Below are 26,193 nucleotides of genomic sequence, written 5' to 3' on the forward strand. Positions count from 1 at the left end.
AAACTGCGGGCGCGCCATTGTCCCACAGACGCCCGGCAGGGTCAGGTCAACGTCGCCCGGAAACGAGACGGGGTCGGAGCCCTTTCCTGGTGGAAAGGGATCCGACCCCGTTCAGGTGTTGCCGGGATCAGTTGTCCAGGCGGGCGGCGGCGGCAGCGGCCTCGGCCGGGGTGTCTGCAGCCTCGCCCTTGGCCACCAGGGTGGTCAGGGCCAGGTCGCCGGTCACGTTCAGCGCGGTACGGCACATGTCCAGGAAGTGGTTCACGCCCAGGATCAGGCCGATGCCCAGCGGATTCACGCCCACCATGGCGCAGATCATCGCCACCACCGGCAGCGAGCCGGAGGGAACGCCCGCGGTGCCGATGCCGCCCAGGATGCAGACCGCCATCACCATGACCTGCTGGCCGATGGACAGGTCCACGCCGAAGAACTGGGCCAGGAAGATCACCGTCACGCCCTCGAACAGCGCGGTGCCGTTCTGGTTGGCGGTGGCGCCCACGGTCAGCACGAAGCGCGACACGCGCTGCGGCAGGCCCATCTGGTCGGCCACGCGCAGCGCGGTCGGCAGGGTGGCGTTGCTGGAGGCGGTCGAGAACGCCATGACCGTCGCTTCCTGGGTATCGCGGAAGAACGACAGCGGCGAACGGCCCGACAGCCACACCGCCGCGCCATAGGTCACGATCATGTGCAGGCCCAGCGCCAGCACCACCACGCCCACGTAGGCCCCGAGGCGGATGATCAGCTCGAAGCCGAACAGCGCGGCCAGGTTGAACATGAAGCAGGCCACCGCATACGGGGCCAGGCGGATGACCAGGTTGATCAGGGTCATCGAGATTTCGAACACGCCTTCGATGGCGCGGCGCAGCGGGGCGACCTTCGCTTCATCGGTCAGCACCATGCCGATGCCGAACATCAGCGCGAAGAACATCAGCGACAGGATGGCGCCGTTGTCCGAAGCGGCCTGCAGCACGTTGCTCGGCACGATCGACAGCAGCATGTCCATGCCCTTCGGCGTGCCATGGATGCCGGCGACGATTTCCTTGCTGCGCTCGGCGTTCTCCGAGAGCATCAGCGCGGCGGTCTGCGGGTCGACGCCGGCGCCCGGCTTGAGCACGTTGACCAGCACCAGGCCGATGCCCACGGCGATGCCGGACAGCAGCACGGTGTAGGCCAGGGTCTTCCAGCCGATGCGGCCGAGGGCGCGGATGTCGCCCATCTCCGACACGCCCATGATCAGCGCCGAGAAGATCAGCGGCACGATCAGCATGAAGATCAGGTTGAGGAACAGGCCCGACGCCGGCGTGGTGATGTAGTCCATGACCCACTTGGCACCGGCCTGCAGGCCATCGACGCTGCCGCCCAGGGCATGCACGGTGAGTCCCAGGACCAGGCCGATCACAAAGCCGATGCCCATCTTCCAGTGCAGGGGCAACTTCTTCTTGTCGGCAGCAGCTGCTGTCATACGCGGCGTTCCTCGAAAAATGAATCTACTCTAACAAAGCGCGCAAGCCGCGCCGGTTCAGGGTCGCTGCGTGGGGTACAGCGGCGCCAGCCCAGTGTCGGCGGCCCCCTGCGGTGCCGACCAGTGCGGTCCGTCACGGAAGCATTCGCGCAGGCGTGCGCGCAGTGCGGAGGCTTCGCCCTGCCCGCCCCAGCGCGCGGCCTGCAGGTCCAGCAGCACCTGGCGCTGCGCTGGATCAGCGAGGCGTTCGATCACCTGCTCCAGGCGCTCGACGCCGGCCATTGCACACAGCTGCGCCTGCACCTGGTCGAAACCTTCGCCGTCGAGCGCACGGCGCAGCTCGGCCACGCTGCCGCGCGGCACGCCGCTGTGGTTGGCGCCTGCTGCTGTAGGCGACCCTGCAGGAGACACGTGGCGGCCACGGCGCCAGCCCCAGGCCAGGGTCAGCAGCCACAGCAGGGCGAGGCCGGCGGCGGCGGCGATCCACGGCCACGGGCGCGCGTCCGCGGCCCCCAGCGGCACTGCAGTCGGTGCGGCCGGCAGCGCGTCGTCGCCGGGCAGCGCGGCCTGGGTGTCGATGGGCTGGGCGGCCGGAGCGCCACCACGGCCGGCGGCCACCGCCAACGTCAGGTCCGGCAGCGTGGCCTGCTGGGCGCTGCCGCTGTCCACGTTCCACCAGGCCAGCCTGGGCCCGGGCACCACCAGCGTGCCGGCCTGGCGCGGCACGATCGAGTAGCGCCGGGTGATCTTCAAGCGCGGCGTGCTGCCGGTGAACGTCTCATCGTACTGGGCCGGCTCGGCGAAGACCTGCCCGGCATCGCCCACGTCGGGCACCGGCAGATCGGTGAACTGGGCGCGGGTTGCACCATTGGCCACGGCTTCGACCACCACGGTGGCCGCTTCGCCGGCACGCGCACTGTCCGGCGCCGTGGTGTAGCGCAATTGCAGGCCATGCAGCGGCAACCACGGCTGCGGTGCCTGCGTCGGCTGCGCGCGCACCTGCAGGGTGCGCTCGGGGGCGACGGCATTCATGCGCCCGTCGCCGCCCGCGCCGAAGAAATCATCGAAGAAGCCACCTGCGGTGCGCCCGTTGAAGCGGGCACCGGGCAGGCGCAGCGGCCCGCTGCGTTCGGGAATCAGCAGGAAGCGCCGCTCCACCACGTTGTAGCGGCGGCCGTTGATCTGGCGCACATCGGTGCGGTCCTCGCCCACCCGCTGCAGCGACGCGCCCTCGGGCGTATCCAGCACCAGCTCGCCGGAGGCCAGCTGCGAGGCGAAGTAGAGGCGCACCACCACGCCGACGCTCTGCTGCACGTAGGGCTGCGCATCATCCACCTCGGTTTCGACGAAGGCGACGGCGTTGCTCTGTGCGGTGGCCACCGTGCCCGCGCCCACCTGCAGCTGCAGCGGCTCGGTGCGCTGGCTGCCCACCTGCAGCGAGGGCACCAGCAGGGTGCCGCTGCGGCGCGGGGTCAGCGTCACCGAGTAGACAGTGCGCTGCTGCATGCTGCCGTTGCTCCATTGCACCTGGCGGTTACTGCCCTGCGCGCCCAGCACGAAATCGGCATTCAACGGCGCGTAGTCCGGGCTGCCCTGGTCGGTTTCCACCTGCAGCGTGACCGGTTCACCGAGCTGCGTGCTGGTCGTCTCCAGCCACGCGCGCGTCTGCGCCAGCGCGGCCGATGGCAGCCAGGCCAGCAGCATCGCCAGCAGCACCGTCACGTGGAGTGTCCTGCGCGGCACGCCGATCATCGCCCTTCCCTCTTTCTACGTTCGTTTTCCAGCTGGAACTTGGCGCGCAGCAACGAGCCCGGGTCATCGGGCACGCGGCGCATCCAGGCGTCCACGGCCTGCTGTTCCTCGCGCTGCTGCGGCGTACGCCCGTCGCCACGTCCAGCGGGCTTGCCCTGCTCGCCCGGCCTGGATTGCTGCATGGCCTGCTGCATGCGCTGGCGCTGTTCCGCATCGGCCTGTGCCTGCGCCTTTGCATCGGCCGCCTGCGGACCGGCGTCCTGGCGGTCCTTGTCACCGGGCTTGCCCTGCTGCGGCGGCTGTTGATCCTGCCGGCCCTGCTGCGGGTCCTGCTGCCCCTGCCTGGGATCCTGCTGCCCCGGCGAACCCTTCTGGCCCTGTTGCTGGCCTTGCTGCGGCTGCTGCTGGCCCTGTTGCTTGTCCTGGTTGGAGCGGTTGTTCTGGTCCTTGCTGGACGGCGGCTTGCGCTTGCGCGCGGCGTCCACCACCGCACGGTTGGCCACCGCGTCGGCCATGCCGGGATGCTTGGCCAGTGCGCGGTCGTAGGCGGCGATGGCACCATCGTAGTCGCCCTGCCGCGCCAGCGCGTTGCCCAGGTTGTACAGGCCGGCATCGCTGTCGATGCCTTCGAAGCGCGCGCGCGCCGTATCAAAATCGCCGTTGCGGTAGGCCTGCACGCCTTCGGCGATGCGTTCATGCTCGCGCTGGTCGGCACGCTGCCAGAGCGTGCCGGCTTCCCTGGCCGGTGTGTTGCGGGATTGCGCCTGCAGGTTGCCTGACAGCGGCAACAGCCCCACCGCCAGCACCGCGGCCAGCACCGCGCGGCGGCGGAACGCCAGCAGGGCCAGCAGCATCAGCGGCGGCAACAGCCAGTAACCTTCGTCCTGCCATTGCCTGCCCTGCCCCGGGCCCTGCCGTGCAGGGCCATCACTGGCATCCAGCACGTCCAGCGCGCGCAGGTCGCGGTCATCAGCGGCAATGCGCGCGTACTGGCCCCCACCGGCGGTTGCCACCGTGCGCAGGCTGCCTTCATCCAGCGCCGCCTGCGCGATCTGCCCGCTGCCATCGCGATAGGCCGCGCCCGTGGGCGTGCCCAGCCCCAGCACGGACACCTGCAGGCCGAGACTGCGCGCCTGCGTTGCGGCAAGAGCAGCGGCAGCATCGGCCTGGTCAGTGACCAGCAGGATGCGCCCGCGCAGCGTGCCGGTCTGGCGCAGCAGCTGGGTGGCCCAGTCGATGCCACGGTCGGCATGCTGGCCATCGCGCGGCATCACATCCGGGGCCAGCGCATCCAGATAGAGCGCTACGTTGGCGGTGTCATCGGTCAATGGTGCAACGGTGTAGGCATCGTCGGCATACACCACCAGGGCAACCTGGCCCCCTTGCCGCGCACGCAGCAGCGCACCGATCTTCGCCCGCGCCTGCAGCAGCCGCGAAGGCGGCAGGTCGGTTGCGGTGATGCGGCTGGACAGGTCCAGCACCACCACCAACGGCGTGCCGGCCTGGTACATCGGCTGCGCCTGCTGGCGCCAGCTCGGGCCAGCCAGGGCCAGCACCGCCAGCGTGCAGCCCAGCAGCAGGGCCCACGGCAGGCGCGTACGGCGGCGCTCACCGGCCGCCAGCAGGTGCGACAGCAGGTGGGCATCGACCGCCTGCCGCCACGCATCGCTGCGGCGTTGCCGGTACAGCGTGGCGGCGATGACCAGCGGCAGCACCAGCAGCGCCCACAACCATTCCGGCCGCAGGAAATGCAGTGCGCCCGCATCGGGGAGGACGGCGTGGAGCTTCTGCAGGAATGTCGCGATCATCGGCGCCGCTCCGGCCACAGCCAGGCCAGCGCGCCCAGCAGCAGGGCCAGCGCCAGCGGCCAGGCATAGCGTTCGCTGCGCGGGCGCAGGCTCGGGCCCTTGGCGGCGATGGGTTCCAGCCGGTCCAGCTCGGCGTAGATGCCGGCCAGCTCGTCGGTGTCGCGGGCGCGGAAGAATCGGCCCCCGGTCATCCCGGCAATCCTGCGCAGGGTGGCTTCATCCACTGGATCACGATCACTGGCGATGGGGATGCCGAACAGGCGCATGCTGCCATCGCTGCCAAAGGCGACGGTGTGCACGCGCACGCCTTCGGCACGGGCCAGTTCGGCCGCGCGCAGCGGCTCCAGCACACCGGCATTGCTGACGCCGTCGGTCAGCAGGATCAGCACGCGCTGTCCTTCGGGTTGGCTGCGCAGGCGCTTGACCGCCAGCGCGATCGCATCGCCGATGGCGGTCTCGCGCCCGGCCAGGCCGACCACGCTGTCGCGCAGCTGGTCACGCACGCTGGCCAGGTCGGGGGTGATCGGGGTGAGGGTGTACGCGCGGTCACCGAACACCAGCAGGCCGACACGATCACCGGCACGCCGGTCGAGGAAGTCGGCCAGCACCGCCTTGGCCGCGGTCAGGCGTTCCACTGCCTGCGAGCCGAGCACCATGTCCGGCTCGCTCATGCTGCCGGACACATCCATCGCCAGCATCATCTGCCGGCCCTGCTGCGGCGGCGTGATGGCCTCGCCCAGCTGCTGCGGCCGCGCCATCGCCACGCACAAGGCGGCCCACGCCAACCACAGGATGAGCGTGCGCAGCCAGGACGCATCGATGCGCCCGCCCCCGGACAATGCCTGCAGCTCGGCTGCGGCATAGGGCACGCGCAGGGCTGCACCGGGGTCGGCACGGCGTTTCCACAGGTGCATCAGCAGCGGCACCGGCAGCGCGAAGAGCGCCAGCGGCCAGGCCAGCTGCAGGTCCGGCCAGGGCCAGTAACTTGCCAGCAGGCTCATCGGCGGCGCTCCTGCAGCAACTGCAGGTATCGCTCGCGCGCCCAGCGACGGACCTCGGCCACGTCGCCTGCTGCGACCTGCGGCCGGTAGGCACCTTCGGCCAGCAGGCGACGCTGCGGCTCGGACAGCTGCTCCTTCGGATCGATCCGCTGCCACCAGGCCTGGTCATGCAGGGCTTCGCTGCCGGGCTGGGCCAGCCGCGCGGCACGGCGCAGCAGCCCGGCGATGGCGGCCAGCTCGGCCGCTGCGGCGGGCGCGGCCTGCAGCTCCCGGTCGAACTGCTGCAGCCAGCGCTGGCGACGGCGGCGACGGCGCTGGCTGATGAACACAAGGATGCCCAGCACCAGCAGCAGGACGGCGGCCAGCATCAGCCAGCCCGGTGCGGGCGGCCACCACGACGGTGGCGGCGGCAGCGCGACATCGCGCAGCGGCAGCGCCGCACTCATGCCGGCACCTCGGTGGGCGCAGGTGCCAGCCAGGCATCGCTGGGGGCGTCGGTGGAAAGGACCTGCACATCGACCCGGCGAGCGGCCAGCTGCTGGCGCAGCGCCTGCAGCGGTTCGACGAAGTGGGCGTGCCAGTGGTCCTGCACCTCGCTGCGGCGCAGGTCCAGGCCGATGCGCTGCTGTGCGGCCAGGAACTGCAGCGGTGCCGACGGCGGCTGCAGTTCCAGCGGGTCGACCAGCAGCAGCAGGGTCAGGTCATGGTGCTGGGCCAGGGCACTCCAGCGCGCCGGCGCGATGCGCAGGGCCTGCTGGGGATCGGCCAGCACCAGCATGCGCGCGCCGGGGCGCAGCACGCGGCCGGCGTGGTCCAGCGCACGCTCCAGGCCGAGGTCATCGGCGGGCGGTTGCGCGTACCAGCGGGTCAGTGCGTCGAGCACGCGCAGCACGCCACGCGGCCCGCCGGCTGGAGCAATCGGTGGTTCACGGTCGCTGCCGCGCAGGGCGCCGATACGGTCGCTACGACGCTGTGCCGACCATGCGGCCACGGCACCGGCGCGTGCAGCCTGCACCGATTTGAAACGAACGCGCGTGCCGAAGTACAGCGCGGGCGAGGTGTCGGCCACGATCATGCTGACCCGCTCGCGCTCGGCCTGGAACAGCTTGGTGTGGGCGCGACCGGTACGTGCGGTCACCCGCCAGTCGATGTGCCGCGCGTCATCGCCGGCGACGTATTCGCGTGATTCGGCGTACTCCATGCCGCGCCCACGCAACGGTGAGGGCGCCTGGCCGGCGTTGCCGGCACGCCCACGGCGTGGCGGTGGCGGTCGCTGTGCCAGGCGGCGCAGGGCCACCAGTTCGGCCAGCTGCGGGCGCAGGCCATCGCCTTCGACCGCGCGGGCGCTCTGTGGCGCGGATGGATCGGACATGCGCAGGCTCAGGGTGCCGGCACGCGGGCCAGCAGTTCCTGCACCAGGCGCTCGCCATCCCAGCCTTCGGCGGTGGCTTCGTAGCTGGGCAGCACGCGGTGGCGCAGCACATCGGCGGCCACGGCGCGCACGTCATCGGGGGTGACGAAGTCACGACCGGCCAGCCAGGCCCGCGCACGCGCACAGCGCTCCAGCGCGATCGAGCCGCGCGGGCTTGCGCCCCAGGCGATGCGGCGGCCGAGGCCGGCGTCATAGCGCGACGGATCGCGCGAGGCCAGCACCAGCTCGATCAGGTAACGCTCCAGCGCCGGCGCCATGTGCAGGTCCAGCACTTCGCGACGGGCGTCGAAGACCACCTGCATCGGCAGCTTTTCCGGTGCGGGCGCCGCGTCGCCGAGGGCGCCACGTGCGCGCTCGCGGGCCAGGCGCAGGATCTCCGATTCAGCGGCCTGGTCGGGATAGCCGATCCGCACATGCATCAGGAAGCGGTCCAGCTGCGCCTCGGGCAGCGGGAACGTGCCCTCCTGCTCGATCGGGTTCTGCGTGGCCATCACCAGGAACAGCGACGGCAGCGCATAGGTATGCCTTCCGACAGTGACCTGGCGCTCGCCCATCGCTTCCAGCAGGGCCGACTGCACCTTGGCCGGGGCTCGGTTGATTTCGTCGGCCAGCAGGATCGGATGGAAGATCGGGCCCGGCACGAATTCGAAGCGGCCTTCCTGCGGACGCCAGATCTCGGTACCGGTCAGGTCGGCCGGCAGCAGGTCCGGGGTGAACTGGACGCGGGCGAAATCGGCTTCCAGGCGCGAGGCCAGCGCACGGATGGCGGTGGTCTTGGCCAGGCCGGGGGCGCCTTCGACCAGCAGGTGGCCATCGGCCAGCAGGGCGATCAGCAGGCGCTCGACCAGCGCGGCCTGGCCAACGATCTCGGCCGACAGGGCGTCACGCAGGCCGATGAAGGCCGCATGCAGCTGCGAGGGGGTCGGCGCGGGCGGCGCGGTGGTTGGCGCGTCGGGCGGCGCGTTCGACGAATCGGGCATCGGCGGTGGCAGGTTCATGGGGGCCTTTGACCGGCGCGGGGTGGCACGGGTTCCCCACATCATCGCAGGCCGGTCCCGGGATTGGATCAAGGACGGATGAATGGCCATCCATGCAGGGCATGGCGCCACAACGAAGCGGGGCCGCACATGGCGGCCCCGTTTCGAACAGCGTGTGATGGCTGGCTCAGCCCTTCTTGGCCACGCGCAGCACCTTCGGGGTCACGAACACCAGCAGTTCGGCCTTGTCCTTGTTGCGGCCACGCTTCTTGAACAGGTTGCCCAGGAACGGCACGTCGCCCAGGAAAGGCACCTTGCTGACGCTGCTGCGGTCGGTGAACTCGTACACACCACCGATCACCACGGTCTGGCCGTCTTCCACCAGCACGGCGGTGTTGACTTCGCGGCGGTTGATTTCCGGGATTTCACCGTAACCGGCCAGGGTGATGTAGCGCTGCACTTCGTCCTTCTTGACCTCCATGTTCAGGAACACACGGTTGTCGTCGGTGATGGTCGGGGTGACCTTCAACTGCAGCACCACTTCCTTGAACTGGACGTTCGGGGTGGCGGCACCGCCGGCGGCACCGCCGCCGCTGATGGTCACGTAGCCGATTTCCTTACCCTGCTTGATCAGGGCCTCGCGCTGGTTGGTGGTCACCACGCGCGGGTTGGAGATCACTTCACCGCGCGACTCTTCCTGCATGGCCGACAGTTCGACGTCCAGCAGGTAGCCCGCGTTGAGGATCGACAGTGCCAGCGAACCCGGGTTGCTGGTGGAGGCCACCGGCAGGTTCCAGTTGAGGCCGCGCTCAATGGCCGACGCAACCGGAACCGGGGCAGGGCCTACGCTGCCACCGGCGATCCACTCGCGCACCGCGTTGGCATTGGTGGCATTCGCTTCCACCTGCGAGTTGCGGGTTTTGAGCGTGGAATCCAGATTGCCACCGAAGTACACATTGTCCCGGCTGCCGCTGATGCCGAACTTAGCACCCAGCTCGCGGGCGAAGGTATCGGTGGCGATGACGATGCGGCTCTCGATCAGCACTTGGTCGACCGGGCGGTCGATCACGTTGATCAGCTCACGCATGCGCGCGATCTTCTTCGGGATGTCGCTGATCATCAGGGTGTTGGTGCGCTCGTCGGCCACGATGCGACCGCGCGAGGACAGGAAGCCACTCTCTTCATTGCTGGAGCTGTTGCCACCACTACCGCCACCACCGCCACCGATGCCCTTGGCTTCGGTCAGCGCTTTGAATATCTGCGAGGCGCTGTGGTAGTTGACCTGCACGTAATCGGTCACCAGATCCTCGCGGTTCTCGATGGCGATGCGTGCGTCTTCCTTTTCCTGCTCGAACTTGGCCAGCTCAGCCTGAGGCGCGACCCAGATCACGCTGCCATCCTGGCGCTTGTCCATGCCCTTGGCGCGCAGCACGATGTCCAGTGCCTGGTCCCACGGCACGTTGACCAGGCGCAGGGTTACATTGCCCTGCACCGAATCGGACGCCACGACATTCAGGTTGGATTCTTCGGCGATCAACTGCAGCACGGTGCGCACCGGCACGTCCTGGAAGTTGAAGGTCACCGGCTTGCCGCTGTAGCCACGCTGCGGCACGCCCTTGGCGGCCTGGGTGACGCTGCCTGCGGTGACGGCACCGACGGCGGCCGGTGCCTTGCGGGCACTGATCTCCACCACGTACTCGTTGCCGCTCTGGTAGGCCAGCGATTCAACCGCGCCGCCAGTGCTCAGCACCAGCTGGGTACCTGCGCCGGACGGCTTGGCGTCGATGCGCTGCACCGGCGTGGCGAAGTCGGTGACGTTCATCGGCTTCTGCAGGTTGGCCGGCAGCCGGGCATTGCCGACGTCGACCACCACGCTGTTGTCCTGCGTGCGCAGGTCAGGGATGGCGCCCTGGCCGTCGAACTCGACGATCAGGCGGCCGCTGCCGTCTTCGCCGCGTTTGAAATCGATCCGCTGCACCGCCAGCGATGCCGGCGCGGTGGACTGCGCTGCAACGGTGGTGCTGGCCGGCTTCTCAGCCGGTGCGGCAGCCAGTGCCGGAGCGCAGGCCAGCATCAGCGCGACTCCCAGCGCGCTGATGCGGTTCAAGGTAGAGCGCCGGATGGGTCGCAGCCCCTTGGCTTGGTGAAAAGTCATCGTGCTATCCCCAGTAAACGATCATTGATCATCGAGCGCGAGCGTGGCCGGACGTTCCAGCCAGCCCCCCGCGCCGTCCGGCACAAGTTCGATCAGTTCCACGCGGTCTTCGTAGACCGCGGTGACCCGCCCGTCGCTCTGCCCAAGGTAACCACCCGGGCGCACCCGGTAGGTCACCTTGTCGGGCCCCATCACCAGGGCGACCGTGCCGCCTCCGGTACCGATGGTGCCCACCATGTCCAGCGCATCCAGCGGGAAGCCTTCAAGCGGCTCCTTGCGCCGGTTCGGATCCGGACGGGTTCCGCCAGCCCCCTGCTGCGGATTGGTCCAGGCATCGGTGAACGGATCGCGCATGCCCTGCGCGGAGTATTCGAAGGTCTCGAACTGCTGCATCACCGGCAGCGGCTCCAGCGGCTGCGCCGGTCGTGCACGTTCGCTGGCGACCCAGGTTTCAAGGTTGGGCGCGTCGCCCGGCGTGCTGGTGACGCCGCGGCCACAGCCGGCCAGCATCAACACCGCCAGGGCCATGCCGCCTCGTGCAATGAAGGAACGGATCACTTCTTTGCCTCCTTCTTGCCGGCGCCACTCTTCTTGCCAGTGTCAACCTGTTGCTCTGCAATCTCGGACTCGTCCAGATAACGATAGGTTTTGACCGTACCGGACAATTCCAGTGCACCTGCGCGATTGTTTCCACCGGTCTTGTCGGCAGGCTTCAGGTTGATGTCGTGCATGGTCAGGATGACCACGCGCGGCAACGAGGCCACGCCGCTGACGAACGCACCGAACTGGTGGTAGCTGCCCACCATCTTCAGCTTGATCGGCTTTTCGGCGTAGAACTCCTTGACCTGTTCCTGTTCCGGCTCGAACAACTGGTTGGTCAGGCCGCTGGACAGCGCGGTCTGCGAGATGTCGATGATCAGATCCGGCATTTCGGTCTTGCTGGGCAGCTGCCGGAGCATCTGCTGCAGGACCTGTTCCATCTGCGCCAGCTGCTGCTTGAGCGGCTCAAGGTTCACCGCGCGCGCCTGCTCGCTGCTGAACTGCTGACGCAGCGTGGATTCCTTTTCCTCCAGGTTGGCCAGCTCCTCGCGCTTGCCACTGATCAGCAGCATGTACGCGACGAACATGATGACGATGGCGATCAGTGCGCAGAAAACGATCTTGGCGTTCCGCGGCCAGTTGCCGATGTCGTTGAAATCCAGGCTCTTGATGTCGAATTTCTTGCTCATGCGCGATCCCCTTGCAGCAGGGCATGGAAAGCCTGCGGCGGCTGCGCAAGACGAGTCCCTTCGGGCTTGGCCGGGGCTGGCGGTTGGGCAACCGGGGCCTTTGCCGGGCCGGCAGCCGGCGCCGGAGCAGCGCCCGGCGGGGCCGGCGCCTGACCGGGTGCCGGTGTCGCCGGAGCTGCCGCATCCGGCGATGGGGCCGGCGGAGCGAGGGGCGTTGCCGCGCTTCCCGGCGCAGCAACGCTGCCATCAGGGTTAAGGCCAGGCACGGTCGACTCATCACTCTGCGCCGGCAGCTTCACCTTGACCTTGAACACGTACGGCAGGGCCTTGATGTCGGCTACCGGGCCAACAGGACGCGTGTCCTTGTCCGGTGCGCTGGCCTGGATGATCGACAGTTCCGGGCTGGTCATCCAGCCGGACACTTCCAGGTTGCGCATGTACGCCGAAACGCGTGCATTGGACTGGGTCCGGCCTTCCAGGGTGAGCATGTCACCGTCCTGGGTCAGGGCGGTGAGCACGACGCCATCGGGAATCGTGCGGACCAGGGCGTCGAACAGATGGACCATCTGCGAACGCTTGGCCTGCAGCTGCTCGATGACGGCCTTGCGGGCCAGCAGGCGGTTCTTCTGCTCGTCGAGGCGCTTGATCTCCTCGTTCTGCTTCTTGACCTTCTCGATCTCGGTCTGCAGGTAGGCGTTGCGATCCTGCTGGCCGCTGACCTGCATGTCGTAATAGAACCAGATCAGCAGGGACAGCAGCAGGCCGCCGAGCGCGGCCATGCCAAGCATGACGCCGAACTCGCGCTGGCGTTGCTTGCGCCGTTCGGCGCGCCAGGGCAATAGATTGATGCGTGCCATCAGTCGAAGCTCCTCAGTGCCAGACCGGTAGCGATCATCAGCGCGGGGGCATCCTGGGCAAGCGCCTGCGCCTGCACCTTCGGGCCCAGGGTCATCTGTGCCAGCGGGTTGGCGACCACGGTCGGCACGCCCAGCTGTTCCTCGACCATTTCCGGCAGGCCGGCCAGCGCGGCGCAACCGCCCGCCAGCACGATGTGGTCGACACGGTTGAATTCACTGCCCGCGTAGAAGAACTGCAGCAGGCGGCTGATCTGCTGGACCGTCGCCTCCTTGAAGGGTTCCAGCACTTCCACTTCGTAGCTTTCCGGCAGCCCGCCCTGGCGCTTGGCCAGGCCGGCTTCCTCGTAGCTCAGGCCGTAGCGGCGCATGATCTCGTCGGTCAGCTGCTTGCCGCCGAACACCTGTTCGCGGCTGTACAGGCTGCGGCCACCGCGCAGGACGTTGAGGGTGGTCATGGTCGCGCCGATGTCGACCAGGGCGACCACGCCGTCGTGGGACACCGGCAGCTCGCTGGCCACCAGGGCGAAGGCGTTCTCGACCGCGAAGGCCTCCACGTCCATCACCTTGGCCTGCAGGCCGCCCAGCTCCAGCGCCGACTGGCGCAGCTCGACGTTCTCCGAGCGCGAGGCAGCCAGCAGCACCTGGACCATTTCCGGGTTGTTCGGGATCGCCCCGATCACCTCGAAGTCCAGGTTCACTTCCTCGATCGGGTACGGAATGTAGTTGACCGCTTCCAGCTCGATCTGGGCTTCCATGTCGGCTTCGTCGAGGTCGGCCGGCATCGGGATCACCTTGGTGATCACCGCCGAACCGGCCACGGCGGCAGCGGCCAGCTTGGCCTTGCTTCCGGAACGGTTCATCGCCCGGCGGATGGCCTCACCCACGGCCTCCACTTCGACGATGTTCTTTTCAACCACAGCATTCGGCGGCAACGGTTCCACGGCGTAGTGTTCCACGCGGAAACGGTTGCCACTGCGGGAAAGCTGCAACAGCTTTACCGCAGTCGAACTGATGTCGACGCCAATGAGCGGCGACTGACTTTTTGGGATGAGCCCCACGGTTTCTCCCCTGCCGACGGGCACTTGGACACAGGATCTGCGTCCGCGCATTAATAACGTATTTTTAGCGAATGGCAACCGCCCTGCTGTGAAATCCCTCACAGGATGAACACGCAGCCCCTGGCAGTTCCCCTTGCGTTCCCCGGTGCCGGCCCCAGCCGCCACCTTGCGTAATCTATACTCTGCGACCACGAAATTCGCAATCGGAATCTGACACCGATGACTCGTCTCCGCCGCTGGCTGCGCTGGATCTTTGTTGTTGTCCTGGTCCTGGCGCTGGTCGGTGCTGCCGCCGTGGGCGGCCTGTACTACGCCGTATCGTCCAAGCTTCCCGACGTGCAGACCCTGCGCGACGTGGAGATGCAGGAGCCGATGTACGTCTATGCTGCCGACGGCAAGCTGATGGCCGTCTTCGGTGAAACCCGGCGCACCCCCATCACCATGAAGGACGTGCCGGAGAACCTGAAGAGGGCTTTCCTGGCCACCGAGGACGCCCGCTTCTATGAGCACGGCGGCGTGGACTACAAGGGTATCGCCCGCGCGGTCTGGCTGCTGGCCACCACCAGCGACCGCCGCGTGCCGGGTGGCTCGACCATCACCCAGCAGGTCGCCCGCCAGTTCTTCCTGAGTTCCGAATACAGCTACACCCGCAAGCTGGCCGAGATCCTGCTGGCCCGCAAGATCGAGTCGGAGCTGAGCAAGGACGAGATCTTCGAGCTGTACCTGAACAAGAGCTTCTTCGGCAACCGTGCCTACGGCGTGGCCGCGGCCGCCGAGTTCTACTACGGCAAGAAGCTGAACGAGCTGGACCTGGACGAGATGGCCTCGCTGGCCGGCATCCCCAAGTTCCCCTCCTCGGGCAACCCGATCTCCAACCCGGAGCGTGCCCGCCAGCGCCGCGACAACTACGTTCTGCAGCGCATGGCGGACCTGAAGTTCGTCAGCCAGGCCGAAGCGGATGCCGCCAAGGCGGTGCCGATGCACGCCACCCCGCATGAGCCGCCGGTGCAGGTGTATGCCCCCTACGTTGCCGAGCTGGTGCGCCAGGAAATGATCGCCCGCTTCGGCGGCGATGTGGTCAACAAGGGCTATCACGTCACCACGACGATCGATTCCACGCTGCAGGAATCGGCCAACGTGGCCGTGCGTGACGGCCTGCTGCTGTATGACCACCGCCACGGCTGGCACGGCGTGGAAAAGCAGGTGCAACTGGGCGCCGCGGATGACGCTGCCGCCCTGGCCGAGCACCTGCGCGGCATCCCCGGCCAGGCCGGCCTGCTGCCGGCCATCGTCGCCAGCACCGGCGCCGACGGCAGTGCCACGGTGGTCATGGCCAACCGCAGCGAGGTCGTGCTGCCGGCCGCCGCCGCCAAGTGGACCAACAAGACCCCTGGCAAGCTGGTGCAGCGCGGCGACATCGTGCGCGTGCGTGCCGGGGCCAAGGAAGGCGAATGGCTGCTGGACCAGATCCCGCGCGGCCAGTCCGCCCTGGTCTCCCTGGATGCCCACAGTGGCGCCCTGAAGGCCCTGGTCGGCGGCTTCAGCTTCTCCGGCAACAAGTTCAACCGTGCCACCCAGGCACGCCGCCAGCCGGGCTCGAGCTTCAAGCCGTTCGTCTATGCGGCCGCCTTCGACAAGGGCTACAACCCGGCCTCGATCGTGCTCGACGCACCGGTCGTGTTCCGCGACCGCCGCGGCAAGACCTGGGCCCCGCAGAACGACGGCGGCGGCTTCCGTGGCCCGATGCGCCTGCGCGAGGCCCTGGTGCAGTCGCGCAACCTGGTCTCGGTGCGCCTGCTCGATGGCATGGGCGTGGACTACGCGCGCAAGTACATCAGCGAGTTTGGCTTTGCCGAATCGGAACTGCCGCCGAACCTGTCGATGTCGCTGGGTACCGCTTCGCTGACGCCACTGTCGGTGGCCCGCGGCTACGCCGTGTTCGCCAACGGCGGCTCGCGCGTGGACACCTGGCTGATCGACCAGGTCAGCGACCGCGACGGCACCCTGGTGTTCAAGGAGAACCCGGCCCTGGCCTGCCGCGAGTGCGTCGGCACCAGCGACCAGCCGGTGAACCAGGTGGTGGATGGCTTCAACTTCGGTGCCCCGGCACCCAAGCCCGATGCCACCGCCGCGGCCAAGCCGGCCACCGAGGCCCCGGCCGCGCCGGCCAACCCGGACGCCCGCACCGCCCCGCGTGCGATCGACGCCCGCACCGCCTACCAGCTGGTGTCGATGATGCGCGACGTGGTCCAGCGCGGTACCGGTACCGCCGCCAAGGTGCTCGGCCGCGCCGACCTGGGTGGCAAGACCGGTTCGACCAACGACCATCGCGATGCGTGGTTCTCCGGCTTCGGCGGCCCTTACGTCACCACCGTGTGGGTGGGCCGCGACGACTTCCGCTCGCTGGGTTACCGCGAATACGGTGGCAAGGCCGCCCTGCCGATCTGGATCGACTACATGCGCGTCGCCCTGAAGGACGTGCCGCTGGCCGAGAACGAACCGCCGGCCGGCATGGTCCAGGCCACGCTCAATGGCGCCGTGGAGTGGGTGAAGGTGGAAGACATGGACCGCCTGACCGACTACGACCTCAACCTGCAGAACACCCCGCAGGCTGACGCGGCCGCGTTCGACATCTTCTGAGGCAGGCAGGGATGGGTGCCAACCGTTGGTTGGCACGATGGATCTGGTAGGTGCCAACCGTTGGTTGGCACAGCCTTTGTGCAGCCGAGCATGGGCTCGGCTCTACAGGAACATGCCCACCCCCACGCAGGTGTCACATCCCTGCGCTACCCTGCACCCAGGTCGCATCAGGAGTCTTTGCATGCATCGGGCACGTCAGCATGCTGCCAGCCAGACCCGCGAGCGGCGCCACCGCCTCGCCCACGAAGCCGCCCGCCTCATGGCCGAAGGCGGCATCCGCGACTACCACCAGGCCAAGTTGAAGGCCGCCAGCCGGCTCGGCATCCACGACGATGCCTCCCTGCCCCGCAACGTCGAGATCGAAGACGCCCTGCGCGAGTACCAGCGCCTGTTTTCCGGACCAGAGCACGGCAACGACCTGCAGCGCCGCCGCGAGGCTGCCGTGCGTGCCCTGGAATTCCTGCATGGCTTCACCCCGCGCCTGGTCGGGCCGGTGCTGGACGGCACCGCTGATGCCAACAGCCCCGTGCAGCTGCACCTGCACAGCGATGATCCGGAAGCCGTGCACCGCTTCCTGGACGAGCACGGCATCCCCGCCGAATCGCGCGTGCGGCGGCTGCGCCTGGACCGCGAACGCAGCCTGGACGTACCGGTGTGGGTGTTCAGTGCAGAGGAGCTGACCTTCGACCTGGCCGTACTGCCCTACGACGCACTGCGCCAGGCACCGCTGTCACCGGTGGATGAGAAGCCGATGCGACGCGCCTCCATGGCCCAGTTGCAGCAACTGCTGGCCGAAGCGGAGATCACCGCCTACATCGGCGGGGGCGCCCAGCAGCAGCGGTAAACACATCAGGCCGCCCTTCGGCGGCCTGATGTGCAGATCATTCGAACGCGCACTATCAGAAGAAGATCGCGTACAGGATCAACAGCGGAATCGGCACGCCCAACAGCCAGAGCAGGATCATTTTCATGTCAGGTCTCCTTGCATGGAATACGGGTTACAGGTCGCGGCGGCGGCCGCCCCAGGTGGCGCTGAGGCTGGCGAAGAACGCGCCGATCAGCAGGGTGATGAACAGCCACAGCGCGGCATACGCCGTTGCCTTGCGGGCATCGTCGGCCGCCTGCTTGGCGGTGTTCTTTGCTTTTTCCAGCGCAGCCCGCATGCGCGTCTGCACGTCGGTCACGCGCGCCTGGGCTTCGGCCGGGCTCATGCCGGTTTCGCGCGCGATCAGCTGCGACACGTACTGGGTGTCGGCGGGATCCAGCCCGTCACCCTGCAGGCTGTTGATGATGATGCGGTTCACTTCGGCACGCACTTCGCGGCGGTCACCCATCGGCCCGTTGCCCGGCATCGGGCGCGGCGGCGGCGGCGCTGCGGCCGGGTCCATGGGCGCATTGCCCGGGGCAGCGCCCGGTGCCTGCGGAGCCGGCGGCGCAGCGGCGGCATCCGGGCCCGGCGGGGTCGCGCTGCGGAACAGCGAATCAACCCAGTAGTTGAGATCACCTTCCGGCGCGGCGGCAGCAGCACTGCCGGCGCCCGCAGCGGCGACGCCTGCGGTGGACGCTGCGGCGCCTGCGGTGGCACCTGCCACCTTTGCACCCGCCCCCAGCACCCCACCGATGGCCGACGTCAGCAGGCCGGCGGTCAGCAGCGTGGCTACGGCCCAAGAGACAAAGCCGTGTGCAGTATCTCGGAAATAGGTTTCATCGCCGTGGATCTGCGTCCACTTGGTACGCAGGCGGCCGGCCAGGTAGCCGCCCAGGCCGGAAGCGGCCAGCGCGGTGAAGGTGAGCCAGATGACGCTGGACCAACCGAAGGTTTCCTTGCTGACGCCTTCGAACGACCACGGCGACACCGAGGACAAGCCCAACCCGACGCCGAGGATCAGCAGCACCAGGGACAGTGCGGCCGCCGCAGCGGCACCGGCGAAGATCGCACCCCAGGACACCGCGCTTTCGCTGGGCGGTGCGACGATGGGTGCGGTGACGACGGTGGCAACGTCGGCGCCGAGCGGGCCGCGCTCGGGTGGATCGAATCGGGTACTCATGGGGTGAACGCTCCGTATCGGGTGCTGCGGGTGCAGCGTGCGTCCTGAGGCTGCGCGTGCCGTTGTGAAGCTGGCGAGACCCTTGAATCACGCGGCCTTGGCGCGGGCGGGTCTGCGCGAAAGGCGTGCCCACCAAGGTTGGCATCTACCAGGGCAAGAGCCGCCGGGCATGGCCCGGCGCTACCGGGGACGGTGCCGGCGCCGAGGGCATGCATGCGTGGATCGATGAGCGCGTCAGTAGATCCACGCCATGCGTGGATGGTTTTTCGCGAAGGCCCAAAGCGTGCCAACCAAGGTTGGCACCCACCATGCGCGGCGCAAAAAAAACGCCCCGCGATGCGGGGCGTTCTCATCACGACTTACCGCGGGCGATCAGCCCTGGTAATCGCGCACGTCTGCGCCGGTGTAGACCTGGCGCGGACGGCCGATCTTCATTTCCGGATCGACCTGCTGTTCCAGCCAATGCGACACCCAGCCGGAGGTACGGCCGAGGGCGAACATGACGGTGAACATTTCGGTCGGGATCTGCAGCGCCTTGTAGATGATGCCGCTGTAGAAATCGACGTTCGGGTACAGCTTGCGGGCGACGAAGTACTCGTCCTGCAGCGCGGCCTGTTCCAGCTTCACGGCCACGTCCAGCAGCGGATCCTGCACGCCCAGCTGCTTGAGCACCTTGCCGGTCATCTCACCGATGACCTTGGCGCGCGGGTCGAAGTTCTTGTAGACGCGGTGGCCGAAGCCCATCAGGCGGAAGCCGGAGGTCTTGTCCTTGGCCTTGACCACGGCGGACTCGACGTTGTCGGCGGTGCCGATCTCTTCCAGCATCTTCAGCACGGCTTCGTTGGCACCGCCGTGGGCCGGACCCCACAGCGCGGTGACGCCAGCGGCGACCGAGGCATACGGGTTGGCACCGGTCGAACCGACCAGGCGCACGGTCGAGGTCGAGGCGTTCTGCTCGTGGTCGGCGTGCAGGATGAACAGCAGGTCCAGCGCCTTGACCACGTCCGGGTTCAGATCGTACTGGCCATCGGCCGACTCGAAGGTCTGCTTCAGGAAGCGGCTGACGTAATCCAGCGAGGTGTCCGGCTTGTTGGCCGGCAGGCCCTTGCCGTGGCGGTAGATCAGCGCCGACAGGGTCGGCACCTTGGCGATCAGGCGCACGGCTGCCTGGCGGCGCTGTTCGGCGTCGGACAGGTCCAGCGAGTCGTGGTAGATGGCCGACAGCTGCGCGATCGCGGCAGCCAGGATGGCCATCGGGTGGGCATCCTTGGCGAAGCTGCCGATCAGCGTGTTGATCGACTCATCGACGTTGGCTTCGGCGGTCAGCTCATCGGTGAAGGCCTTCAGCTGTTCGGCGCTCGGACGCTCGCCGTTGATCAGCAGGTACGCCACTTCGATGTAGCTGGACTTTTCCGACAGCTGTTCGATCGGGTAGCCGCGGTACAGCAGCACGCCCTTGTCGCCATCGATGTAGGTGATGGCGGACTTGCAGCTGGCCGTCGCGGTGAAGCCGGAATCGTAGGTGAAGAACCCCGTTTCCTTGGTCAGCTTCGCGATGTCGACGCAGTCGTTGCCGAGGGTGGGTTTGATGACGGGCAGAACGACCGACGTGTCGCCGGCGTTGAGCGTGACCTGATCAAGATCGGACACTGTGTGCGCTCCTTCATGGGAAGGCGCCTGCCCAAGCGCATTGGTCAGGCACGTGAATGACGTCCTCGGCCTGTGCCGGGGATCAGGTCATTATCGCACAGCAGCATTTGTCGGGTGCTAGACGGAAGTCGTAGACGACGGGCAGGAGGAACCCTGCCAGCAAGCGGCCTTGATGGGCAAAGATGCCATCCCCTGAACGGTCTGTTCCGCCATTCCAAACGCCCGTTGGGTGGGCGCCGGACAAAAACAAACGGCCGCGCAAAGCGCGGCCGTCGGTTCGAAGCTGGATCGACGGATCAGCGCGCGTAGCGCTTCTGGAACTTGTCGATACGGCCCGAGGTGTCGATCACCTTGTGCTTGCCCGTGTAGAACGGGTGCGAAGCCGAGGAAATTTCGACCTTGACCAGCGGGTATTCATTACCGTCGGTCCAGGTGGTGGTTTCCTTGGTCGCCATGGTGGAGCGGGTCAGGATCTTGAAATCGGAAGTGACGTCTTCGAAGACGACGTCGCGGTAGTTCGGATGGATATCGGCCTTCATGGGCTCACACCGTAAATGGGCTGGTGGTCAAGAGCGGCATTATAAACACCGGTTGCCGCGCGGAGCAACCGGTGTTTGCGCATCGGGCTCAGTCCGCGCCCAGCGCCTGCCGGACCAGGGCCTCGAAACGCGCCTGGTCGTAGGCTATCAACAGATCGCAGTTGTCCGGCTGGCCGGTCTGGCGGTTCCAGTCGACGATGGTGGCGCCGCGGCTGAACGTACCGTTCAGTTCCACGTTCAGCGGACGCGATTCCACCTGCAGCTGGCCTTCCGGGTTCAGCGCCCAGGCCATGGCGACCGCATCGGCGGTGTACCAGCGGCCACCCTTGGCGTCTTCGGACAGCGCGCGGGTCTTGCGCGAGATCAGCTCGTAGAAGCGGGCACGGTCGGTATCGGCCTGCAGCCACTGCTCCGCCTGCTCCAGCGGCAGGCCGTGGGCAACGGTGGCTTCCCAGTCCGAGACCAGCAGGTGCTTGAACGAGGTGAACACCACATGCGCGGCTTCCGGATCGAAGGCGATGTTGAATTCGGCGGCCGGGGTGATGTTGCCGTGGCAGGTGACCGCGCCGCCCATCACCACGATGCGCTTGATGCGCTGGGGCAGGGTCGGGTCCAGCTTCAGCGCCAGCGCGAGGTTGGTCAGCGGGCCGAGCATGACCAGCATCAGCTCGCCGGCATGCTGGTGCGACAGGCGCAGGATGGCCAGCGCGGCGTGCTCGGCCTCGGCCTGGCGGCTGGGCGGCGGCAGGTCCACGTCGCCATAGCCATCACGGCCGTGCACGTGGGCGGCGTCCATCGAGGGGTGGATCAGCGGATCGGGGCTGCCTGCGAACACCGGCACATCGGTGCGCCCGACGATGTCGCAGAGCTTGAGGGCGTTGCGGACGGTGTAGTCGAGGCCGACGTTGCCGGCGGCAATGGTCAGGGCGACCACCTCGTGCCGTTCATCGGCGAAGGCCATCAGCAGGGCCAGGGCGTCGTCCACACCGGGGTCGGTGTCGATCAACAGCGGGATCTTGTGGGTCATCGTTGCCGTCTTCAGATCGGCAACGAAGTGTGGACCGGGTTGATGACCGTTGCAAGTACAGGGGGGGGGCGCAATTCCGCCTGCGATGGGATCCCCATCGCCCCCTCCCCGCCGCAGACACTGGACGCTTCATCCGGCAATGAATGCGGCTTGAACCCAGTCACGATCACCGCAGGCATTTCGGATTAGTTGCATGGCCGGGGCCGGGGCCGTTGCGCAGAGTGCCGTGGTTGCGTCCACAGCGGCCGCAGGTTGCGCAGCCGCCGATGCGAATCGGCCACTGGCCGGCGCTGGAAGCAGTCAAAGCGCCGGCCTCGCCGGCACCACCGGAGTGTCTTTCATGGAAACAACGGCGAGCCCGGAATGGCACCTGCGGAACCGACGAGTGCAGCCAGCACTGTGCACGGTGCTGGCAGCGCTGGTCCTGCTGTTGGCCGCGACAGTCCCGGCACGGGCTGGGCGCGAGCGTGCCCCCTCCCCTACCACTGCGCCAGCGGCACCGCTGGTGGTGGGCATGCTGCGTGAGGGCTGGCCACCGTTCGAGAGCATCGACGACAGCGGCACGCCCCGCGGCGTGTCGGTCGGGATACTGGACTACGTCACACAGCGCACCGGCATGACGTGGACGCCGCGCTTCTATGAAACCTGGCCGGCGCTGTACCAGGCCGCCTGCCGAGGTGAAGTCGACCTGCTGCTGAGCGTGACGCCCAACGCAGAGCGTGCGGCCTGCCTGGTCTTCAGTCCTGCGTACTTCCAGGCTTTCCCGGTGGTGGTCACGCGCCGTGACCTGCCCGCCGTGGCCGATCTCTCCAGCCTTGCCGGCCGTCGCTTCGCAGTGGCACGCGAATACGCACTGTCTCCACTGCTCGCGCGCCGGTTTCCCTCATCGCCGCAGGTCATGGTGGATGGGCCCCGCGCTGCGTTGCGTGCAGTGGCCGAGGGGCGTGCCGATGCCTTTGTCACCAATCCGCATACCGCCCGCTTCATCATCGACGAACAGCATCTGGCCAACCTCAGGGTCGGCAGCCCGGTGGCCGTGCCGCTGGATACGCTGACCATCGCCGCACCGCACCGCAACGGCAAGCTGCTGGCGATGATGTCCGAGGTGATCGCCGGCATGCCGAGCCTGCAGAGGAACCAGTTGGCGCAACCTTGGCTTGCAGCACGCGCAGGTACCGATGCCAGAGGCCGGCTGCCGCTCAACAGCAGCGACCGCGCCTATCTTGACGGCCTGCCGCCGCTCCGGGTGGCCTACCTTGAGCAGCGCCCCCCGATCAGCTTCAGTGACTCGTTCGGCAATGCCAACGGTTACGCGCCGACGATGATGCGGCGCGTGGCCGAGGTACTGGGACTGCAGGTGGAGTTTGTCCCGTTCGCGTCGGCGGCGGCGATGAGGCAGAAGGCCGAGAGCGGGCAGTTCGATGCCATCGTTGGCTTGGCGCGTGGCAGCGATGTCGGCCGCGGGTATGTGCCGACCGTGCCCTACTCCTCGTTCCCGATCATGTTGGCCACCCGCGCCGACGCCAGCCCGATCGCGTCGCCCAGCGAGATGAAGGGGCGCACGGTGCTGGTATCGGAAACATTGGCGCCAGCGACGATCAGCTTCCTGGACATGGCCGGCGTGGATACCCGCACAGCCAGCGATGCAGGCGAGGCCATGCAGCAGGTTCGCCGCGGTGAAGCGGCCGCCTACCTGGACAACCTGATGGTGGTGGACCGTTTGCTGCAACGCGAGTTCTACGGCGAAATGAAGATCGCCGGAGCCCCCCGCAACCGCGATGAGCTGGTGATCCAGGTCGCGCGTGGGCAGCCGCGGCTGCGCATGCTGCTGGATTCGGCGCTGGCGTCGATTCCTGCCGCCCAGCAGGAGCGCCTGCGCAGCCAGTGGACAACACTGGCACCGTATCAGGAACTGTCCTGGCGGCTGGTGTGGAGCCGCTATGGCAGCATCCTGATTGCGCTGGCGCTGGGCGTGGTGGCGATTCTGATCTGGCAGCTCCGGCTGCAGCGCGAGGTCCGTCGGCGCAAGGCACTGCAGTCACTGTTGGCGCAGCGGTCCGCGTTCCAGCAACTGCTGATCGACAGCTCACCGCACCCGATGGCCGCGGTAAACCCGGAGGGTCACGTCGTCGCCAGCAACATGGCCTACCGCGAATCGTTCGCGACCGATGCCTTGGCCGGACCGTTCGTGCATCTGGCGGCCGGGGACAGCGAAGATATCCGTGGACGCGAACTGCTGTATGCCGAGGCCGATCAGCGTGATCGGGTGGGCATGTACTGGCAATTGGAGCTCAACGGAACCGCCGGCTTCCACGGCCGCGTCGCCACCCTGGTGGATGTGACGCCACTGCGTGCGGCTGAACGCCGCGCCAAGCAGGCCCAGCTGCGATTGGCGGACTTCACCGACAATCTGCCCGGCACGCTGTACCAGTACGCCATCGATGCTGATGGCAGCACCGCTTTCCAGTATGTCTTCGGTTCGCCACGCGAGCTGTTCGGCGTGGGCGCCGAGGACATCGTCGCCAATGAGGCGCTGGCGGTCCGCGCGGTGCATCCACAGGATCGGGCGCCACTGCGCGCGGCCATCGTTGACGCCAGCCGCGAGCTCCGTCCGCTGTCGATCGAGTTCCGTACCTGTGTGGGTGACACGGTGCGCTGGGTACGCAGCCATGCGGTTCCCTCGCAGCAGGCAGGCCGCGCGGTGATGTGGAACGGCTACTGGATCGACGTGACCGATGAACGCGAGCGCCGCCAGCAGCTTTCGGCCGCCACGCGCGCCGCCGAAGAGGCCGCGCTGGCAAAAGGCCGCTTCCTGGCGGTGATGAGCCACGAGATCAAGACCCCCCTGGGTGGCGTGGTGGGCCTGGTCGATGTGATCGCCCAGACCGCCCTGAGCCACGATCAGCGGCATCTGGTCGAACTGCTGAAGGAGGCATCGGACAGGCTCGCCGGCACCATCGATGGCGTCCTCGATTTCAGCCGTCTCGATGAAGCGGCAGTCGCCATCGCCGCCGTTCCGACCCGGCTGCGGGAAGTGCTGGAATCGACCGTTGCAGCGATGCTGCCGCTGATACCGGCCGGCGTAGGCATCGCCATCGAGATCTCTGCCACGGTGGCCGAAGCGCATACCGTGGATCCCGCGCGGCTGCGACAGATCTTCGCCAACCTGCTCAGCAATGCGGCCAAGTTCACCCACGCGGGCAGCATCACCGTAACGCTGGGTGCGGTATCGGTCGCCGAAGGCAGACAGCGGCTGCAGCTGCAGGTAGCCGATACCGGTATCGGCATGGACGCAGCAACCGTGGCATCGCTGTTTGCGCCTTTCACGCAGGCTGCTGGCACACACGACCGCTATGGTGGCACCGGCCTGGGCCTGGCGATCTCGCAGCGCATCGCGCATCTGATGGGTGCGGCTATCGAAGTGCGGAGCGAGCCGGGCAAGGGCAGCTGCTTCACGCTTCATTTCGATGCCGATACGGCTACGCTGCCGGCCGTGCCACTGCGCTTCAAGGGCCTGCGCATTGCCGTGGCGGCTGCCACGGCTGAACCTCTGGCACGCATCCTGGAAGACGAGGGTGCGCGCAGGACCCGGCAAGGCCCCGTCGATCTGCAACTGGGCGACGATCCCCTGCGCGCAGGCGTACCGCAGCTGGAGCCGGTGCAGCGGCCGATCGTGGGTGGCTACCAGCGTAGCGGGCGCCGGGCGCAGGTCAGCGTGGCACCCCTGCTGCGCCGCGCGGTGGTCGCAGCAGCAGAAGCGGTACTGGATGAGGCTGCCGATACAGCACTGCCGCCGTCGGCGGAATCATCGCCGGTGCAGGCCGCCCATCGCCGCTGCGCGCTGCTGGTGGATGACACTGCCATCAACCGCCACGTGCTGTCCCTGCAGCTGGACGTGCTCGGCTATCGCTGCCGGACCGCGGCCGATGGCAGCCTTGCGCTGGATCAGCTTCGCCAGGGCGGCATCGACGTGGTCATCACCGACTGCCGGATGGCACCGATGTCAGGCTACGAATGGGTACGCCGCTTCCGTGCCAGCGATATCGCAGGCGCGCAGGATCTGCCGATCCTGGGGCTCTCCGCCGCCAGGGACGATGGCCGGTGGCGCGAAGCCGGCATGAATGCCTTCCTGGAACGCCCCTTCGCGTTGCCGCAGCTGCGCGCCGTGCTGCGCCAGCTGGATCCAGTGCCGGGGAGCACCCTCCCGGACAGCGCCGGGGGCACCTGCGGGCCACTGCAGCCACTGGGCGATGGGGCGGCGCTGGACGACCTGCGACGGCGGATACGTGAAGCGGCAGCAAGTGCACTGGCCGATGTAAAGCAGTTGCAGTTCGCCGATGCCGGCGACCGCCTGGCGGACTGGGCCCATGCCACCCTCGGCGCACTGGTACTGCTGGGCCATAACGATCTGACCCGATGGATGGCGGACTCGGAAGAGAGCCTGCGCACGACGCCTACCCTGGCGACGCTGGCCGAGTTCGCCGATCTGTTGTCCGAGCTGGAGCAATGGAACCAGCAGGAAGACCTTGGCTAGCAGCACCCACCCATCCGCGCACCC

The 26,193-nt window shown here is 67.8% G+C and carries 19 protein-coding genes; 3 read left to right on the forward strand and 16 right to left on the reverse strand.

From position 1 onward, the window contains the following. Positions 1 to 127: 127 nt before the first annotated feature. The 12 genes from QMZ26_RS09540 to QMZ26_RS09595 all read right to left on the reverse strand — a co-directional run bounded on the left by QMZ26_RS09540 (position 128) and on the right by QMZ26_RS09595 (position 13,731). The gene (locus tag QMZ26_RS09540) at positions 128 to 1,462 is read right to left on the reverse strand and encodes a dicarboxylate/amino acid:cation symporter (protein ID WP_283221306.1); all 1,335 of its coding nucleotides are present in this window, start codon (positions 1,460 to 1,462) and stop codon (positions 128 to 130) included. A gap of 57 nt (positions 1,463 to 1,519) precedes the next feature. Then, entirely contained in the window at positions 1,520 to 3,166 is a 1,647-nt protein-coding gene (locus QMZ26_RS09545) for a BatD family protein (RefSeq protein ID WP_283221360.1), read from the reverse strand. A 44-nt stretch (positions 3,167 to 3,210) separates the two neighbouring features. After that, the gene (locus QMZ26_RS09550; protein ID WP_283221307.1) at positions 3,211 to 5,022 is read right to left on the reverse strand and encodes a VWA domain-containing protein; all 1,812 of its coding nucleotides are present in this window, start codon (positions 5,020 to 5,022) and stop codon (positions 3,211 to 3,213) included. After that, complete coding sequence (locus tag QMZ26_RS09555) at positions 5,019 to 6,023, reverse strand: VWA domain-containing protein (RefSeq protein ID WP_283221308.1); 1,005 nt, start codon at positions 6,021 to 6,023, stop codon at positions 5,019 to 5,021. The genes QMZ26_RS09550 and QMZ26_RS09555 overlap by 4 nt, the downstream gene beginning before the upstream one ends. After that, positions 6,020 to 6,469, reverse strand: coding sequence for a DUF4381 family protein (locus QMZ26_RS09560; RefSeq protein ID WP_283221309.1), 450 nt, complete (start codon positions 6,467 to 6,469; stop codon positions 6,020 to 6,022). Before QMZ26_RS09560 ends, QMZ26_RS09555 begins: the two co-directional genes overlap by 4 nt. Further along, complete coding sequence (locus QMZ26_RS09565) at positions 6,466 to 7,395, reverse strand: DUF58 domain-containing protein (RefSeq protein WP_283221310.1); 930 nt, start codon at positions 7,393 to 7,395, stop codon at positions 6,466 to 6,468. Before QMZ26_RS09565 ends, QMZ26_RS09560 begins: the two co-directional genes overlap by 4 nt. 8 nt (positions 7,396 to 7,403) lie before the next feature. Then, on the reverse strand, positions 7,404 to 8,453 hold the full coding sequence (locus tag QMZ26_RS09570; RefSeq protein ID WP_283221311.1) for a MoxR family ATPase: 1,050 nt from the start codon (positions 8,451 to 8,453) through the stop codon (positions 7,404 to 7,406). 166 nt (positions 8,454 to 8,619) lie between these two features. Further along, positions 8,620 to 10,587 carry a type IV pilus secretin PilQ family protein gene (locus QMZ26_RS09575; RefSeq protein WP_283221312.1) on the reverse strand — a complete coding sequence of 656 codons (1,968 nt, stop codon included), beginning with the start codon at positions 10,585 to 10,587 and terminating at the stop codon, positions 8,620 to 8,622. Positions 10,588 to 10,608: 21 nt separating this feature from the next. Then, positions 10,609 to 11,115: a pilus assembly protein PilP gene (locus QMZ26_RS09580; protein WP_079225360.1), complete on the reverse strand. Its 507-nt coding sequence runs from the start codon at positions 11,113 to 11,115 to the stop codon at positions 10,609 to 10,611. Between the two features lie 26 nt (positions 11,116 to 11,141). Beyond that, positions 11,142 to 11,816, reverse strand: a complete 675-nt coding sequence (gene pilO, locus QMZ26_RS09585) for a type 4a pilus biogenesis protein PilO (protein WP_283221313.1) — start codon at positions 11,814 to 11,816, stop codon at positions 11,142 to 11,144. Continuing rightward, the gene (locus tag QMZ26_RS09590) at positions 11,813 to 12,673 is read right to left on the reverse strand and encodes a PilN domain-containing protein (RefSeq protein WP_283221314.1); all 861 of its coding nucleotides are present in this window, start codon (positions 12,671 to 12,673) and stop codon (positions 11,813 to 11,815) included. Before QMZ26_RS09590 ends, pilO begins: the two co-directional genes overlap by 4 nt. Then, positions 12,673 to 13,731, reverse strand: coding sequence for a pilus assembly protein PilM (locus QMZ26_RS09595; RefSeq protein WP_079223036.1), 1,059 nt, complete (start codon positions 13,729 to 13,731; stop codon positions 12,673 to 12,675). The genes QMZ26_RS09590 and QMZ26_RS09595 overlap by 1 nt, the downstream gene beginning before the upstream one ends. A gap of 219 nt (positions 13,732 to 13,950) precedes the next feature. Between QMZ26_RS09595 and QMZ26_RS09600 the strand changes: the two genes are divergently transcribed. Both QMZ26_RS09600 and QMZ26_RS09605 read left to right on the forward strand, forming a co-directional pair. Continuing rightward, on the forward strand, positions 13,951 to 16,371 hold the full coding sequence (locus QMZ26_RS09600; protein ID WP_283221315.1) for a penicillin-binding protein 1A: 2,421 nt from the start codon (positions 13,951 to 13,953) through the stop codon (positions 16,369 to 16,371). A 181-nt stretch (positions 16,372 to 16,552) separates the two neighbouring features. Beyond that, the gene (locus tag QMZ26_RS09605) at positions 16,553 to 17,215 is read left to right on the forward strand and encodes a hypothetical protein (protein ID WP_283221316.1); all 663 of its coding nucleotides are present in this window, start codon (positions 16,553 to 16,555) and stop codon (positions 17,213 to 17,215) included. Between the two features lie 154 nt (positions 17,216 to 17,369). On the opposite strand, the gene QMZ26_RS09610 is transcribed toward QMZ26_RS09605, so the two are convergent. The 4 genes from QMZ26_RS09610 to QMZ26_RS09625 form a co-directional block, all read right to left on the reverse strand. Beyond that, complete coding sequence (locus QMZ26_RS09610; protein ID WP_283221317.1) at positions 17,370 to 18,419, reverse strand: hypothetical protein; 1,050 nt, start codon at positions 18,417 to 18,419, stop codon at positions 17,370 to 17,372. A 372-nt stretch (positions 18,420 to 18,791) separates the two neighbouring features. Beyond that, positions 18,792 to 20,069, reverse strand: a complete 1,278-nt coding sequence (locus QMZ26_RS09615; protein ID WP_200733223.1) for a citrate synthase — start codon at positions 20,067 to 20,069, stop codon at positions 18,792 to 18,794. A 296-nt stretch (positions 20,070 to 20,365) separates the two neighbouring features. Next, complete coding sequence (locus QMZ26_RS09620; protein ID WP_079223041.1) at positions 20,366 to 20,608, reverse strand: type B 50S ribosomal protein L31; 243 nt, start codon at positions 20,606 to 20,608, stop codon at positions 20,366 to 20,368. Between the two features lie 88 nt (positions 20,609 to 20,696). Further along, positions 20,697 to 21,635: a nucleoside hydrolase gene (locus QMZ26_RS09625; RefSeq protein WP_283221318.1), complete on the reverse strand. Its 939-nt coding sequence runs from the start codon at positions 21,633 to 21,635 to the stop codon at positions 20,697 to 20,699. 514 nt (positions 21,636 to 22,149) lie between these two features. Here QMZ26_RS09625 and QMZ26_RS09630 point away from each other — a divergent pair. After that, a complete protein-coding gene (locus QMZ26_RS09630; RefSeq protein ID WP_283221319.1) occupies positions 22,150 to 26,169 on the forward strand; it encodes a transporter substrate-binding domain-containing protein in 4,020 nt (1,339 codons plus the stop codon). Positions 26,170 to 26,193 lie beyond the last annotated feature (24 nt).

The organism is Stenotrophomonas sp. PFBMAA-4 (genome assembly GCF_030053215.1).
Lineage (GTDB): Bacteria > Pseudomonadota > Gammaproteobacteria > Xanthomonadales > Xanthomonadaceae > Stenotrophomonas.

What these genes read in the sequence shown, in the direction of transcription:
- QMZ26_RS09560 (WP_283221309.1), bottom strand. Translation starts at nt 6,469, where the DNA reads ATGAGTGCGGCGCTGCCGCTGCGCGATGTCGCGCTGCCGCCGCCACCG.
- QMZ26_RS09630 (WP_283221319.1), top strand. Translation starts at nt 22,150, where the DNA reads ATGCTGCGTGAGGGCTGGCCACCGTTCGAGAGCATCGACGACAGCGGC.
- QMZ26_RS09620 (WP_079223041.1), bottom strand. Translation starts at nt 20,608, where the DNA reads ATGAAGGCCGATATCCATCCGAACTACCGCGACGTCGTCTTCGAAGAC.
- QMZ26_RS09575 (WP_283221312.1), bottom strand. Translation starts at nt 10,587, where the DNA reads ATGACTTTTCACCAAGCCAAGGGGCTGCGACCCATCCGGCGCTCTACC.
- QMZ26_RS09590 (WP_283221314.1), bottom strand. Translation starts at nt 12,673, where the DNA reads ATGGCACGCATCAATCTATTGCCCTGGCGCGCCGAACGGCGCAAGCAA.
- QMZ26_RS09550 (WP_283221307.1), bottom strand. Translation starts at nt 5,022, where the DNA reads ATGATCGCGACATTCCTGCAGAAGCTCCACGCCGTCCTCCCCGATGCG.
- QMZ26_RS09565 (WP_283221310.1), bottom strand. Translation starts at nt 7,395, where the DNA reads ATGTCCGATCCATCCGCGCCACAGAGCGCCCGCGCGGTCGAAGGCGAT.
- QMZ26_RS09610 (WP_283221317.1), bottom strand. Translation starts at nt 18,419, where the DNA reads ATGAGTACCCGATTCGATCCACCCGAGCGCGGCCCGCTCGGCGCCGAC.
- pilO (WP_283221313.1), bottom strand. Translation starts at nt 11,816, where the DNA reads ATGAGCAAGAAATTCGACATCAAGAGCCTGGATTTCAACGACATCGGC.
- QMZ26_RS09580 (WP_079225360.1), bottom strand. Translation starts at nt 11,115, where the DNA reads ATGGCCCTGGCGGTGTTGATGCTGGCCGGCTGTGGCCGCGGCGTCACC.
- QMZ26_RS09540 (WP_283221306.1), bottom strand. Translation starts at nt 1,462, where the DNA reads ATGACAGCAGCTGCTGCCGACAAGAAGAAGTTGCCCCTGCACTGGAAG.
- QMZ26_RS09555 (WP_283221308.1), bottom strand. Translation starts at nt 6,023, where the DNA reads ATGAGCCTGCTGGCAAGTTACTGGCCCTGGCCGGACCTGCAGCTGGCC.
- QMZ26_RS09570 (WP_283221311.1), bottom strand. Translation starts at nt 8,453, where the DNA reads ATGAACCTGCCACCGCCGATGCCCGATTCGTCGAACGCGCCGCCCGAC.
- QMZ26_RS09600 (WP_283221315.1), top strand. Translation starts at nt 13,951, where the DNA reads ATGACTCGTCTCCGCCGCTGGCTGCGCTGGATCTTTGTTGTTGTCCTG.
- QMZ26_RS09545 (WP_283221360.1), bottom strand. Translation starts at nt 3,166, where the DNA reads ATGCTGCTGGCCTGGCTGCCATCGGCCGCGCTGGCGCAGACGCGCGCG.
- QMZ26_RS09625 (WP_283221318.1), bottom strand. Translation starts at nt 21,635, where the DNA reads ATGACCCACAAGATCCCGCTGTTGATCGACACCGACCCCGGTGTGGAC.
- QMZ26_RS09605 (WP_283221316.1), top strand. Translation starts at nt 16,553, where the DNA reads ATGCATCGGGCACGTCAGCATGCTGCCAGCCAGACCCGCGAGCGGCGC.